The sequence below is a fragment of the Sulfurimonas sp. genome (genome assembly GCF_029027405.1).
In the GTDB taxonomy this organism is placed as follows: domain Bacteria; phylum Campylobacterota; class Campylobacteria; order Campylobacterales; family Sulfurimonadaceae; genus Sulfurimonas.
Window position 1 is genome coordinate 748,424 of record NZ_CP093396.1, and the last position, 14,959, is coordinate 763,382.

The window sequence follows — 14,959 nt, forward strand, 5'->3', positions numbered from 1 at the left end:
GATACATAAATTCTAAAATAATTAAAGGAAAAAAGATAATGAAAAATATAGTAAAGATAGTACTAAGTGCAACGATTTTAGTAGCAATGAGTGGATGTGCGAGTAAACCGACACATTTAGATTTAGTGATAAAAAGTAGCAATAACATTAACCTTGATAGTGATAATGTCTCTTCTCCTTTAATGCTTAATTTTTATGAGCTTGACTCTGCTGAACAATTCTCAAAACTTGATTATTGGACACTTCTAGATAGTGGTAAGGATAGGTTAAATAGTGATTTAATTTCTCAAAACAAACATATTATTTTACCGAGTGAAAAACAGCATTATAAAATTATTTTCAATGATAAGGCAAAGTTTTTAGGGATTATTGGAAACTTTAGAAACTTAGATTCTAATTCTACATGGAGATACGTAATTAACTTAGAAGATAAAACACATAATTCTGTAGAGCTTGAAATTAATAAATACAGAATTAAGGAAGCAGAGTGATACAACATAGAGTAGTATGGAAAGAGGGACTTTTTATTCGTCCTCAACATTTTCAGCAAAGTGATAGGTACTTTACAGATGAATTAATGATTAGAACAAAAGAGCTAAGTTCTAATGCTTGGGGTTTTTTTGATATAGATATAGATACTCATCATCTAACTTCAGGCAAAATTGTTATCAATAGTGCTTCTGGAGTAATGCCTGATGGTACACTCTTTTATATTAGCTCTAAAGTTGATTCCTTGAGATTAGATATAAAAATTGAGGATGCATCTAAAGAATTTTATCTTGCACTGCCTATTACTATGCATAATAGCGATGAAGTTCATTTTAAAGAACAAACAAATAGATTAACTCGTTTAATAGCGGAGAATATTGATAATGTACCCAATAGCAATGCTGGTGAAATGAGTGAAACTAGTCTTTTAAGTGCACGTTATAACTTTAAACTTCTTTTAGAAGAAGAGATTAATGAGGGTTATGTAAATATGAAAATAGGAAATATTGGAGATGTAAGTGTTAGCGGAATTGTAAGTTTAGATGAAACTTATATAGCGACTTATCTTCATCTTCATGCTTCCGATACACTTCTGAGTAAAATAAATGAGTTGGTTAGTACACTGTCCTATCGAGCTGAAAAACTTTCTGAAAAATTAAGTGATTCAAATGTTCAAGCAACAGAACTAGGTGATTACCTTATGCTTCAACTGCTAAATAAAACTAAAAGCCGTCTACATTATTACCTTACTCAAGATAGAATTCACCCTTCAGAACTTTTTCTCGAACTGACTTCTTTAGTTGGTGAGTTAGCTGTATTTATGAAAAAAGAAAAGAGAATTATTGAAGAATTTGTGTATGATCATGAGTATCAGGGTGAGAGTTTCAACAAGGTTATTACAGAACTTAATGACATGCTTAGTATGGTCTTAGAGCAGAACAGTATTTCACTTCCAGTGGAAAAACAAAAATATGGAATATATACATCTAAAGTTGCAGAAAAGTCTATGATTAATTCTTCAAGTTTTGTATTTGCTGTCAAAGCAGATATTGAAGAAGACCAGCTTAAAAAACTGCTTCTTTCTAATCTTAAGATGGGAAGTATAGAGACTATTAGAGATCTCGTTAATTACCACCTTGGAGGTTTCAAACTTAAGCCTTTAGCAACGGCTCCAAGACAAATTCCATATAAAGTAAATTATATTTATTTTAAAGTAGAACTTGAACAGGAAGATAAAGAAAAACTTGTTCGTTCTGGTGGATTTGCTTTTCACCTTTCGGGTGAACTTCCAAATGTAGAGTATACCCTTTGGGCGATTCGTAATGATTAATATGGAGACTAAATAATGAGTTCAGTAGCTAATAAAACAATGATAGTAGCAGTTTCAAGTGGAACAGATACTCTTACAAATTTCAATCAAGAACAAGAGTCTTATTCCACTTTTAAAAATACCACGATTTCACGTGCTAAATTGAAAAATAATACAAGTAAAAATATATATGAAGGTACAAGCAATAGCTTCTTATTTCTATCTTCTGATATTTTTAAACAAATTGATAGTTTTCAAAATTCTTATGAGATTGGAGAGCTTCAAGATATGAGAGTTTTGCTTATAGAAGATATTAATTTCTTTACTGAATCAGCCAATGAAAAAGGTATTGATAATTCTCAGGTTATGCTCGCGCGTTATATATTATGTACCTTTTCTGATGAAATTATATGTACAACTTACTGGGGTAAAGATAATAATTGGGCAAACTCTAGTCTTCTAGGTCATTTTTATAATGAAACATATGGCGGAGATAAGTTTTTTCAAATTTTGGAACAACTTCTTCGCGCCCCTGCCAAGTATATAGATCTTTTAGAATTGATGTATATCTGTCTTTCTCTTGGTTTTGAGGGAAAATATAGAATCCAAAATAAAGGAAAGATGGAACTTGATTCTATTCGTGAAAGCCTTTTTAGACAAATGAAGATGATGGAGGTACGTGAGACTAAAAACTTTTATGCATCACAAAAAGTATCATCCAAAAGTAACTATCTTATATATAAAACTTCTTATCAAATTTTAGCTATTAGTATTGCTCTAATGCTTTCTTTAGCGTATGGGATACTGACTTTTTCTCTTGTAAATAAAGAAAACAGGGTTCTAGAAGTACTTAAGACACAATATAATAAATATACTACAGAACAAATAAGTGATAATACATCCTTTATTCAAGTAACAGAAGAGATACTTATTCCTGGTATGACAGAACCTACAAATGAAGTACCAAAAACAATTATTATAAAGGATTTAAATGAGTAAAATTAAACAATCCTCATTATTTAAAAACCCATTTTTTTGGATTATACTAATCGCGTTTATTACAACAATTTTAATAATTTTTGTTTCACCTTATCTTTTTGAATCATTAAAAAGCTTAACTCTTAGAATGCTTATAGGCCTGAGTGTTTTCTTTGGAACTATCCTGTCTTTGCTTTTGTATACACTGTTTGTTAAAGATGAATTTAAACAGAAGATTCGCAATATTAGAGAACAGTTAAAAAGAAAGAAGGAGTACTCTAGCATTACTTCAGAGAAAGTTCAAGACCTTAAAATACGTTTTAATGAAGCTATGCGTATTCTTAAAAACTCTAGTATATATAAGAATAAACAGATAGCAGGATATGAGCTTCCTTGGTACTTGATGGTTGGTTCTGGTAAAGAAGGAAAAACCTCTATACTTGAAAATTCAGGTTTAGATTTTCCTTTAAATATTAACTATGACAATCGCAGTGTTACAGAAGTAGGCTCTACAAAATCATTTCAATGGTATTTTGCAGAACATGCTATTTTTGTAGATATGCCAGGTAATTATGTCTCAAATAATCGTTCTGAAGAAGATTTAATCTTATGGGAGTCATTTTTAAAACTTTTTGGTAGAAAACGTTGGAAACGTCCTATTAACGGAATTGTACTAACTATTAGTGTAGATACTCTTATGGAAAAAAATGAAAAAGAGTTGGAACAATATGCAAAAGATTTACGTGATAGATTTGATGAGATTTCTCATGCTTTTGTATCTAATATTCCTATTTATCTTCTAGTTAGTAAAGTGGACAATATCGTGGGATTTAAAGAGTATTTTACAGGTATAAGTGAGGAAGAAAAAGAAGAAGTCCTTGGTGTTACCTTTGATGAGAATGAAAATAGTATAGATACCTCTGTCATTCAACCAGAACTTGAAGCCCTTCTTCAAAGACTAAATAGTGCAGTTTTAGATAAAGTGAATAGAGAGTGGGATACAGATGCAAGATCGAAAATTCTACTATTTTGTAATGAGTTCTCAGCACTATTTGAAAAACTTAATATGTTTGTGGATATAGGTTTTGCTCAAACGCGATATCGTAAACCACTAATGCTTCGTGGTATCTATTTTACTTCAGTACCTAATGGAAATGAAGTACCAGTTTCCCAAGAGTTTGAAAAGAGTACATTAGCATCTATTCAACCACAAAAAGGGATGTTTATTCAGAAGGTTCTTTCCGATATTATATTTCCTGAAGCGGATATTATTAAGATGGATACAAACTATAAAAAGAATCAAAGAATCAAGCATATAGGAGCTTTAGTTGCATCTGTTTTGATTGTAGCTATTGCTATTATCTATTGGGTTCAAGATTTTAATTCACGTCTTGATTCTTTAGATAAATCTGAAAAAGCTATGCTCAAATATGATAATACTCGCGCTATTATTTCAAATCAATCTGATTTTAAAGAAATTTTAGTTGCTTTGAATCAGATTAAAAAGCTTCAAGATGAAAATAAAGATAATATGAGCAATAGCATTTGGAAAGTTGCTTATTTTAAAGTTTCCGATAGAAATAAAATGATTGAAGATCATTATAAAGAGGCTTTAGAAAATATTTTACTTCCTCGTATTGCAGAGTTTATAGAAGAACAAGTTTCAGCAAGTATAGGTGACTATGATTTAACTTGGGAGAGTATAAAAGCGTACACCATGTTGAAAAATGAAGAGCGTCGTGATAAGGACTTTTTAATAGGCTGGTTGGCAACAGCATGGTCACATTTATATCCAAATATGAATGCAACACAAAATGACTTAAATATGCACTTTTCAAATCTCCTTGATTATGGCTTCTCACCATATGAACTCAGAGAAGAAACTTTAGCAATTTCAAGAAAACAGCTTTTAGAATTTGGACAAGAAGCACTTGTATATAAAGAGTTGAAAAATGAGGCAAAAGATAAAAATTTAAGAGACTTTCGTTTTTCAGAAGCATTGGGTTCTTATGCCTCCGCCTTTGAAGGAAGTGATCATATTGTTCCAGGGTTTTATACAAAAAAAGGTTTTGAAGATGTTATTATTGCTGATGGTAAAGAGCTGATAAAAAAACTTGTGGCAAATAACTGGGTGGTTGGATACTCTACAGAATTGACTGATGAAGAGTTAAATGCGATGTATGCAAAAGTACAAAATCATTACTTTATTGATTATAAAAAGCATTGGGTAGCTGCATTAAGTTCACTTAAAATTCCTAATTATAAATCAATTTCTGAAATTAATAATCAATTAACAGTTTTAACATCAGGAACTTCACCAATTATTGGAGTGCTTCATATGCTTAAAGAGAATACTCTTATATATACTCCTGCTGAGAAACTGCAAATAAAAGTAGATGCAACGCATAAAGGTGGTAAAGCTGCTTCAATCGCTTCTCAAAATGCTATAGAAAAAGCAAAGAAAATTATAAAAAATACTAATGTAAAAAATATTAGAGAATATTTTTCGGTCTACAATAACCTTTTAGGTAAAGATAATAAACCTACCCCAAAATTAGAAACTGCACTCTTAAAACTCAATACAGTTTATCAAGAGATGACGGCAATTTATGGTTCAGTAACACCTGAAAAAGATGCTTATACAATTGTAACAGACCGAGTGTCAGGACGTCATGAACCGATTATTATGCAAATTTCTGCTCTACCAAGACCTGTTGATAAGTGGTTTAAGACAGCACTTAAAAATGATTGGGAATATTTACTATCAAGAACGAAAAAACATATTAGTAATCAATATAAACAAGAGGTTTTAGGCTTCTATAATGATAAGATTAAAGGGCGTTATCCACTTGTTAAGCGTAGTAGAAAAAATGATATTAGAGTTCAAGACTTTGAGGAATTTTTTAAGAAAAACGGTATAGTAGATACTTTTTATAAAAATTATGTATCTACTTTTGTTAAGCTCAATACGAGAAGAGGAACTTATAAGTATAGAACTATTGATGGCAGTAATATGCGTATTAGTAAAGACTTTATGAATGCAATGCTAAATGTTGAATCTATAAGAAAGATATTTTTTACAAGTAAAGGTGATTTTTTAGGTACAAGTTTTTATCTAAAACCACATGCACTAGGACGAAAATTATCACGGATGGAATTTCACTATGATGAAAACTATATAGCATATGAACATGGACCAATTAAATCAAGAAAGGTTATATGGCCAGCTGAAAGTTTAAATAATGTCGCTAAATTTACTATGTTCAACCTTGAAAAAAAGAAAGTGGTTGAGGATATAAAAGATGGAGAATGGGCCTTCTTTAAACTTGTTGATAAGTTCAAGAAAAAAGGGCATAAAATAAGAAGAGGAACTGATTCTATAATTATTGAACATAAAAAAGATAGATATAGCGGTTCTTTTACTTTAACAGGCATGGCCGTAAAAGTTTTTACAAAAGCAAATCCTCTTAGAAGATTTAAACTTAATAGGGATGGTCTTTAATGCAGTGTATTAGTTGCTCTTTTACACATCCTGGGCATATCAGGATGAATAATGAAGATGCATATTTTACTAATAATGAATCAGAACTTTGGATTGTTTGTGATGGAATGGGTGGACATCAAGAGGGAAATTTTGCTAGTCATCTGGTAACAGATATATTTGAACATGTAAAACTTAACGGTAGTCTTGATCAAAAAATTGAAGCAATTAGTTCTCAATTTTATAATATACATCGTATTTTACAAAAAAAAGTCCACAAGCTTGGAAATGATGCTGTGATTGGAACAACTTTGGTACTTTTACTAATTGAAGGTGACCAAGCAGTTAGTATTCATTCTGGAGATAGTCGATGTTACATAGTAAGAGACAACACTCTCTCTCTTGTGACTCAGGATCATGCTCGTAGTATAAATCACGGAGAAGGTGAAAGAAAAGCATTAACTAAAGCACTCTGCGCACCAGGAGAACTCTCCTTAGAAGTGAAAAAATTCAAGATACAAAGAGATGATATTTTTCTTTTATGTAGTGATGGTTTTTATGATAATCTTTCTACTAGTATCATAAAAGAAGGCATGCAAATTAATCCCTTAGAAAGTGCTATGGATTATATGAGTTCAAAAGTATTGGAAGGTACTGCCGATGATAATCTTACTGCAACATTAGTGAGTGTACAATCTGTATGAGTACTTTTAAAAGTAAGTATAAACTAATCTTAAGTGGTAATGCCATGTTAAATAAACGATATACATTGGATAAAAAGATTGGAGAGGGTGGACTAAGTGAAGTTTATGATGTAAGTGATATATACTCTCAGTATTTTCAAGATACGAGAAACCTTGTTATAAAAATTCCATCATCTGAAATTGCCAATAAAAAAGATGTGGCTGCCTTTGTCTATTCTGAATACTCTTTGTTAAATTCCTTGCATCATGAAAATATTGTCAAAGCAGTAGACTTTGGAATTGATGAAGAATCAAGTATCCCTTATTTAATTATGCAAAAACTTGAAGGTGATTTACTTGTAAATATTGCTTTACATGAAATTGACATAAAGATGAAGCATAATCTTGCCTCATCTTTATATAAAGCAATCTTATATATGCATAATAAAGGTATAGTCCATGCAGATATTAATCCTACAAATATTATGATGTCAGCAGATGGAAATGCTCAGCTTTTTGATTTTGGTATCTCACAAAATGTGGGCACCAAAAAAACATTTAGTTTAGCTATTGAAAAAAATAATGCATATAATCCAATTTACACTGCCCCTGAGATATTTGAAGGTGAAGCAGCTTCATATAAAACGGATCTTTTTTCATTAGCGTGTGTTTTATATGAACTATATACGGGGGAACTCCCTTTTAAAAACTCTTCTCGTGAACTTGCAACTAAACCTTTGGGTCGAAAAAATCTTGAAAAAATACCATTAATTCAGAGAGCTTGGTTTAAAAAAATGTTAAGCCATAATCCAAATCTCAGACCAGAAAAAATACCTCTATATACTCGCTTTATTGTTTATATTAATAATTGTATTTAAAGTGAGTATATCCGAAACATATTAATCGAAAAACCTTTTAAAAATACAAAAATAAATATTTTAAGTTATTTTTTGTATTGAGTTAACTATAATAAAACCCAAATTAACTATAAGGAAATTAAATGGATAATCCAGTTTTTATGTCAATCGAAGGTAGCACACAAGGTAATATAACAGAAGGTGCAACAACACCAGAATCAGTAGGTAATATTTATCAGAATGGTCATGAAGATGAGGCGATAGTAAAAGCATTTACTCACAACATTAACATCCCACGAAATACGACTACAGGTCAGCCAACAGGTCAAAGAACTCACAACCCATTGATTGTTACTAAACTAATTGATAAGAGTTCACCACTTCTTTATAATGCACTAACTAAAGGTGAGACTTTAAAGAAAGTAGAACTTAAATGGTATAGAACTTCATATGCAGGTAAACCTGAGCATTACTACAGTATGACTCTTGAAGATGCTGTAATAACTAATATGGATGCATCTATGGAATCTCAAGAGAGTTCATCAGCGGCTCAAGTTATGCCTCTTGAAGTAGTATCTTTTTCTTACAGAAAGATTTCTTGGAGACATGAAACTGCTAGTACATCTGGAGAAGATGACTGGAGAGTAGGTGTAGGAGCGTAAGCCCCTATACTTTATTTCGGGGAAACCCGGAAAATAAATTTTAGTGTGAAAAGTACATTTTAGTACTTTTCATACCAAAGTTTATTAAGTATCTAAGTATCTTTAAAAGGTAGAAAATGTCACAACTAACATCTCCCATGAACAGTAAAATCCACCAACGAATCTCAGCCCAACTAAAACTATCTGAATATAATCAAGCAGATACTATTATGCAAGGAAGAGACTCCTATAGCGTATATGAACTAGAAGGTAAAAGTTCAATCTTAACTGGATACGAATATAAACTTACCTTCATAAGTGATGAAGAGATAAATGTAGAGGATATAGTAGATACAGAGACAGAACTACACTTAAGAGATGAAACAAGCCCACTAAACTCTAAAAAGATATATGGAAAAATCATTGAAGCTAAAGAGAATGGAAGTGTAGCAAGAAAAAAGCTTTACCAAATAAAAATAGTATCCCCTCTACACTATCTTTCACTTAATCAAAGATATGAAGTCTATCAAGAGATGAATGTACCTGATATCATTTCATCTATCATTGCAAAATATTCAGTACTACTAAATATTCAACTTGATGTAAAAATAGATACTCAAACTATACCAAAGCGTCATACTTGTACACAGTATAAACAAAGTGACTTTGAATTTATTAAAATGTTGTGTGAAGAAGAAGGTTACATCCTTCTAATAGATGCATCTTCAAATAATCCATACACAGTTACCCTGTGTGAACTAAACGAACATGCTCCACTAAATACAGAAATTATAGAATGTACATATAATAAAGTTAAAACATTTTCAACATCAGCACAAGCACAAGACTATTATGAAAATAAAAAGCCTTCTTTAGACTTCAATATACAAGCAGGACAAGTAATGCATAGTCATACTTTTGCTGATAATGAAGTAACATCCCAATTACGCTCAGATATAAAAAAAGAGACTCTCCGTGATAGACTTGATAAACTAGATGAGTCTCTGTATAAAGACCTCTCTCGTTATGCAAAGATAGATGCAGAGCAAGGTTTTTCACAAGGTATTAGAGTTCTAGGAAACTCAGAAGAATTAAGTGTTAAAGATGGAGTAGTTCTAAACCTAAAAGATATTAAAGGACATAAGAATACTCAAGTAATTGTTCTAAGTGTAAAGTATAAAGCAACATTTCCAAATGCCTTAGATGAGTATGCTCAAGTTGCAGATGATGAACAACAAGCACAGTACAGTGTAGAGTTCATAGCAATCCCAAGTGAAGTTATATATAGACCACAAGTAATTACTTCTAAACCACGAATCCACTCTATACAAACAGCAATAGTTTCAAATACAGATAAAGATACTTCAAAGTTTGCAAATGAAATAGATGTAAACGAAAGAGGAGAGATAAAAGTAATATTTCACTTTGATGAAAAGAGACCTACCTCTGCTTATGTACCACTCTCAAATATCTATAGTGGAGATGGCTATGGCGTACAGTTCTTACCTAGAGTTAACTCTGAAGTAATAGTAAGCTTTATAAATGGAGATATAGATAGACCAATAATAACGGGAGCTTTGCACAATGGAGAGAACCGACATCCATTTAACCTGCCAAAAGAAAAAACAAAGTCATTTATAAAAACCCAAACAACACCCCAATACGAAGATAAAGAGGGATATAATGAACTACTCTTTGAAGATAAACAAGGAGAAGAGTTACTAAGCCTAAGAGCACAGAATGATTATGAACTAAATGTACTAAACAATAGTAATACACATATAGCAAACAATAAAAAAACAATCATAGATAATGACCTAGAACTCACTGTCCAAAACGATTCAACCCAAACAATAGGAAATGATAAGAAAGTAAATATACTAGGTAATGAGATAAAGACAATAGAAAAAGAGCAAATACTAACAATCAAAGAAGACCAAGAGATACATATACTTAAAGATGCTAACACCATCATCAATAATAATCAAAAAACAATCATAGAACAAGATCTTATCCAAAGGATAAAAGGTCAAGTAACTCACTATATAGAAAAAGACCAAAAAGAGAAATACTTAGCAAATCTATTTTTACAAATAGAAGCAGAACTTGGGATTGAAATAACAAGCTCTTACCATTTAAACGCAAAAACAATTAAACAAGAAGCTGAAACTGTAGAAATAGAAGCAAGTGATGGAATAAGCCTAAAGTGTGGTGGAAGTGTTCTAACTGTAGATGGAGGAGGGATTCATCTAAAAGCATCAAAAGTTGATACTGACTCAGGAAATGCAGGAGTAACAGCGAGTAAAATTGCTATTGCTAAAATAGAAAAACCACTCTATAATAAACTCAGAGTTACAAAAGTGGAAGCAAGCATTACTAAACAAGATGAGATTACCCAAGTATTAACATACACAGCAAGTGTAGAAAAGTTTGAAGATGGTGCATGGAGTGAAACAACAGAACTTACAACAACACAAGAGGCACAAATCAACTGGTACTTCATTAAAAACAATGACCAAGAGAATAAAGATATATTAACAGATAACCCAACAGACGATACCATTAACAGCAAAGGTTTAAAAATGTCTGTTACACTAGAAAAAGAGAATATCTATAAACACGGACATGCTCATGCATTTGTAGTTGATGCAGTTGAAGAGGGATATGAAGTTACTGAACTTATGCGTTATCTTGAAGTAGAAAATATTTATCATGTAGGAAAAATAAAAGATGGTTCAGTAGAATGTGAAGCAACATTAAATGTTGAAGATATTAAAGAAGATGAAAAAGCAAAAATTCGTTGGAACATTAACGGAAAAGAGAAATCAGAGCTAAATGGAAAAACAGAGATAACACACGATTTAAAAGAAGAGAAAGTTAGAGATGTTCTCTTTAAAGCTTATATCGAAGGAAATCCTGAAAATGCAGCTATTATTACTTTGAGTAATGATGTTGAAAGTGAAGAGAAAACAACAGGCGACATTAAGGATGAAAAGGAAGTTTCAAATAATGATTCTTAAGTATATATTAGCATTTTTAGTAATAACTAGCGTACTCCAAGCAAAAGTTGGAAATTGTCAAGTAGGCAATGGTAAAAGTAGTTTTGTGAAATGTTTAGAAAAAGAAGCAAAAAAAACAGACAGTATTGAAGATATAAACTTCTTAGCATCATTTTACGCAATAGATAAAGAATATGATAAGTCTATCTCTTGGTATAAAAAGTCAGCAGAAAAAGGTAATGCTAAAGCTGCTTTTTTCTTAGGTGGTATTTATGATGAAGCTCTTGATGATAAAAAAGAAGCTCTTCGATGGTATAAAAAATCTGCCATGCAAGATTATGATGATGCCATGCAACATCTTAATGAAACGATGGAAAATGTTTATGGTAAAAGTAACACCATAGAGATATATAAAAAAGCTATAAAAAAAGGTGAAGATGTTTATTGGAATAAGCGTTTTTTAGCGAATTTTTATTTTAGAATTGAGGCATACGAAAAGAGAATTGAAATTCTTAATGAGATGCTAATCCAATACCCTAAGAAAAAGGACAAATGGTTGGTATCCTTAGGAAATACCTATATGAAAAAATTCTTAAATAATAGAGAAAAAGAGTTGGAATACTATCAAGAAGCTGCAAAGCTTGGTAATAAGATGGCAATGCATAACCTTGGTCTTTATTATGGAGATAAAAAAGATTATAAAACTGCGGAGATGTGGTTTAGAAAAGCAGATGAAAATCAAATGGTTTGTTTGATGTATAAAGAAATAATTAAAGATAAGGTTAGGGCTTTAGACTGTTATAGAGAAGAAGCTAAGAGTGGTAAAATAAATGAAATAGGAAGATTAGCATATATATATCAAGTAGAGTTTGAAGAATATGATGAAGCTTTTAAATTGTATAAAGATATAGTTGAAAAAGGGGATAGTTCGGGTGCGTTGAATATGGCAATAGCATATAAGTATCATTTCCATAATGATGAAAAAGCAGTATTTTGGTACAAAAAAGCCGCATCTATGGGCAATCAAAAAGCTATAAAATACTTAAGAAAGAAAGGATTACTCTAATGGCAAAAAAAGAGAAACGAGCCTTAGGAGCAGTAGCCTTTAACGAAGATGCTATGATATTAATTGCCCAAGCTTTAACAGGAAATGAAGCGAGTACAGACTCAAATGCTCAATGTGCTTCTTTTAATGAAAAAATTCGATGGGCTTATTTGCTTGTTGGATATAAAGAGAGTCAAGAGTTACGAAAAGCTAACAAAGATAACGAGTCTCTTCTGGATGCTATTAAAAGTAAGTATGCCCCCTTAGTTAAATCTGCTATTGATGAAAACGCAGTAAGTGAACGAAGTAAGATAAAACAGCAGGTGGTTGTTAAAAGTGGGAAACATATTAACTTAGTTCAATCCGTTGCATGTTCTAGCACCTCTTTAGAAGGGTTACTAAAAGTTTATCATATGAATGCACAAGCAAAGACCTTAGATGCTACCCATAAGGAAAAAGGTGCAATGAGAACACGAATGGTTCTTCCTTTTTCTACAAAAGAGAGTCATAAACTTATTCAAAAAGAAAAAGGTAAAACAGAAGGTTCTTATAAACATCACGCTTTTGCAGTGGTAGCGTGGGCTTATGGTTACAAAGGTGAAGATGATAAGTTAGAGCTTATAAAAGCGCAAAACCCTATCGTCGCTCTTCTTCCAAAAATCCGCTTTGAGTGTGGTCTCTTTTTTGATGGAACCAATAATAATAAGTTTAATACACAGATGCGTTTGGATTATAAATCTTACTTAGATAAGAAAAAAGAAATTATTGGCTTGGAATCATTTTCAAAAGAAAGTTGGGAAAGTAAACTTGATGACCCAAATATTCCAAAATCTGAAGTATTAAAGTTAATCTTCAAAGACCTAAAAGAAAACATAGGTTCCTATGGTCACACTTCAATATCCGAAAAAAAGTATGATGGTGGAAGCTGGTTTTTTGGAATGTGGCAAGACAAAGTCTCTTACGATGCTGATAAGATATATGATTATTTTCGTGATGAAGATTCAAAAGAGGTAGATGAGTTTATTGTTGATGAGCTTCTACCAAGTGGAAAAGATTCTAGTTATACAGGGGATGATACTAATGTTGTTAAACTGTATGATTTGTATAACACACAAGTAAATAATTCAAGTCATAAAGAACAGCATCTTTACAAATGTTACAGAAAAAAGCTCTACATTACTGGTGCTGGAACTTATGACAGTAGAAAAACTGGTAAAAAAGAGGAAGATGAAGTGTTCCGTGGTTCAGCTCTTGCAATGTTTTCAACAGGCGTTGTTACTAAGGTTGAACAGGCTTGTAAAGACTTAAGAAGAGAGTTAAAAGGGTTTAGTACAGGATATATTGATACTTTAGTTTTAGATGTTTTTGGATTTTCTCGTGGAGCAGCAGAAGCTAGACATTTTGTGGGTTCAATTTCAAAAGAATTAGATACCGTGTTTGAGAGAGAAGTAACAGATAAAAAAGGTAAAACTTATATAGAATATGAACTTAGTAAAAATGGTGAAAATCTCTATCCCTATTTGATTAAAGAGGGAAATGATGAAAAAGACCAGATTATAATTGACAGAATTATTTTTCGTTTTGTAGGTATTTTTGATACGGTTCCTCATTATGGACTCATCCAAAAAAATGATGCTGAAGATTTAGATTTAAAACTACATCATAAAAAGGTCTCAAGAGTAGTTCATTTAACTGCTCAACAAGAGTACAGATATAACTTTGACCTTTTTTCTATTAAAACATCTAGTAGTGAGCAACTACCAAAGCACTTTGAAGAGAAAGAGTTTTTTGGAGCACACTCTGATGTTGGTGGTGGGTATGGCGATGATAATGATGAACTTCGTAACCTTCCGACACAATTTTTCCATGATATAGACCCTTCTTTTGATAAAAAGGTCATTTCTAAACTAAAGAAATGGAATAAATTATATTCTTGGGTTAAAGATGCAAAATTTGAATTTATAAATAATAAAAAAGAGTTTTTAAAAGATATTGAAAGTAAAAAAATTGCAGATGGGTTTTATATTGATAAATGGGAAAATGAGGGAGATGAAAACATGGAAGATGATACTACATATTATATCTACATGTACAGAAAATCCATTGACGCAGAGTATGCTCAAATACCATTTGAATATATGTTTGAAAAAGCAAAGAAACTTGTTCCTATGAAAAATCTTGGAAAATTAACATACAAAAATATGAAAGAATTAGAGAAGGCTAAGGTACTTGACTTAGATGATGCGTATTTAAAGAAGTTTAAGTCACAGTTCTTACACCACTCTTCAACTTCAGGTATCGCCCACCATCCAAACAGCGGAGATGAAAATATCTTGTATGGAAAGCGTGATGTACATTATGTTTAGTAAATCTAAGCTCTAAAGTCTTTTTAACATAAATAACTCATTATTTCACAGTTTAAGTTGTTTGTTGTATTTTAAAGACTATAATAAAACCCAAATTAACTATAAGGAAAT

10 protein-coding genes are annotated in these 14,959 nt (G+C 31.5%); all 10 read left to right on the forward strand.

What is annotated here, in order from left to right:
• Window positions 1-38: 38 nt before the first annotated feature.
• Window positions 39-491 carry a type VI secretion system lipoprotein TssJ gene (gene tssJ / locus MOV42_RS03740; RefSeq protein ID WP_324172462.1) on the forward strand — a complete coding sequence of 151 codons (453 nt, stop codon included), beginning with the start codon at window positions 39-41 and terminating at the stop codon, window positions 489-491.
• Window positions 488-1,819, forward strand: a complete 1,332-nt coding sequence (gene tssK, locus MOV42_RS03745; RefSeq protein WP_324172463.1) for a type VI secretion system baseplate subunit TssK — start codon at window positions 488-490, stop codon at window positions 1,817-1,819. The genes tssJ and tssK overlap by 4 nt, the downstream gene beginning before the upstream one ends.
• Window positions 1,820-1,834: 15 nt before the next feature.
• Window positions 1,835-2,797 carry a type IVB secretion system protein IcmH/DotU gene (gene icmH / locus MOV42_RS03750; protein ID WP_324172464.1) on the forward strand — a complete coding sequence of 321 codons (963 nt, stop codon included), beginning with the start codon at window positions 1,835-1,837 and terminating at the stop codon, window positions 2,795-2,797.
• On the forward strand, window positions 2,790-6,278 hold the full coding sequence (tssM, locus tag MOV42_RS03755; protein ID WP_324172465.1) for a type VI secretion system membrane subunit TssM: 3,489 nt from the start codon (window positions 2,790-2,792) through the stop codon (window positions 6,276-6,278). The genes icmH and tssM overlap by 8 nt, the downstream gene beginning before the upstream one ends.
• Entirely contained in the window at window positions 6,278-6,961 is a 684-nt protein-coding gene (locus MOV42_RS03760; RefSeq protein WP_324172466.1) for a PP2C family serine/threonine-protein phosphatase, read from the forward strand. The genes tssM and MOV42_RS03760 overlap by 1 nt, the downstream gene beginning before the upstream one ends.
• On the forward strand, window positions 6,958-7,818 hold the full coding sequence (locus MOV42_RS03765) for a serine/threonine-protein kinase (RefSeq protein ID WP_324172467.1): 861 nt from the start codon (window positions 6,958-6,960) through the stop codon (window positions 7,816-7,818). The genes MOV42_RS03760 and MOV42_RS03765 overlap by 4 nt, the downstream gene beginning before the upstream one ends.
• 122 nt (window positions 7,819-7,940) lie before the next feature.
• Window positions 7,941-8,459, forward strand: a complete 519-nt coding sequence (locus MOV42_RS03770; protein WP_324172468.1) for an Hcp family type VI secretion system effector — start codon at window positions 7,941-7,943, stop codon at window positions 8,457-8,459.
• 116 nt (window positions 8,460-8,575) lie between these two features.
• Entirely contained in the window at window positions 8,576-11,458 is a 2,883-nt protein-coding gene (locus tag MOV42_RS03775; protein WP_324172469.1) for a type VI secretion system Vgr family protein, read from the forward strand.
• Window positions 11,448-12,503 (forward strand): hypothetical protein, encoded by a 1,056-nt coding sequence (locus MOV42_RS03780; protein WP_324172470.1) that lies wholly within the window; start codon window positions 11,448-11,450, stop codon window positions 12,501-12,503. Before MOV42_RS03775 ends, MOV42_RS03780 begins: the two co-directional genes overlap by 11 nt.
• Window positions 12,503-14,848, forward strand: coding sequence for a phospholipase effector Tle1 domain-containing protein (locus tag MOV42_RS03785; RefSeq protein ID WP_324172471.1), 2,346 nt, complete (start codon window positions 12,503-12,505; stop codon window positions 14,846-14,848). The genes MOV42_RS03780 and MOV42_RS03785 overlap by 1 nt, the downstream gene beginning before the upstream one ends.
• Window positions 14,849-14,959 lie beyond the last annotated feature (111 nt).

What these genes read in the sequence shown, in the direction of transcription:
- tssJ (WP_324172462.1), top strand. Translation starts at nt 39, where the DNA reads ATGAAAAATATAGTAAAGATAGTACTAAGTGCAACGATTTTAGTAGCA.
- icmH (WP_324172464.1), top strand. Translation starts at nt 1,835, where the DNA reads ATGAGTTCAGTAGCTAATAAAACAATGATAGTAGCAGTTTCAAGTGGA.
- tssM (WP_324172465.1), top strand. Translation starts at nt 2,790, where the DNA reads ATGAGTAAAATTAAACAATCCTCATTATTTAAAAACCCATTTTTTTGG.
- MOV42_RS03760 (WP_324172466.1), top strand. Translation starts at nt 6,278, where the DNA reads ATGCAGTGTATTAGTTGCTCTTTTACACATCCTGGGCATATCAGGATG.
- MOV42_RS03765 (WP_324172467.1), top strand. Translation starts at nt 6,958, where the DNA reads ATGAGTACTTTTAAAAGTAAGTATAAACTAATCTTAAGTGGTAATGCC.
- MOV42_RS03770 (WP_324172468.1), top strand. Translation starts at nt 7,941, where the DNA reads ATGGATAATCCAGTTTTTATGTCAATCGAAGGTAGCACACAAGGTAAT.
- MOV42_RS03775 (WP_324172469.1), top strand. Translation starts at nt 8,576, where the DNA reads ATGTCACAACTAACATCTCCCATGAACAGTAAAATCCACCAACGAATC.
- MOV42_RS03780 (WP_324172470.1), top strand. Translation starts at nt 11,448, where the DNA reads ATGATTCTTAAGTATATATTAGCATTTTTAGTAATAACTAGCGTACTC.
- MOV42_RS03785 (WP_324172471.1), top strand. Translation starts at nt 12,503, where the DNA reads ATGGCAAAAAAAGAGAAACGAGCCTTAGGAGCAGTAGCCTTTAACGAA.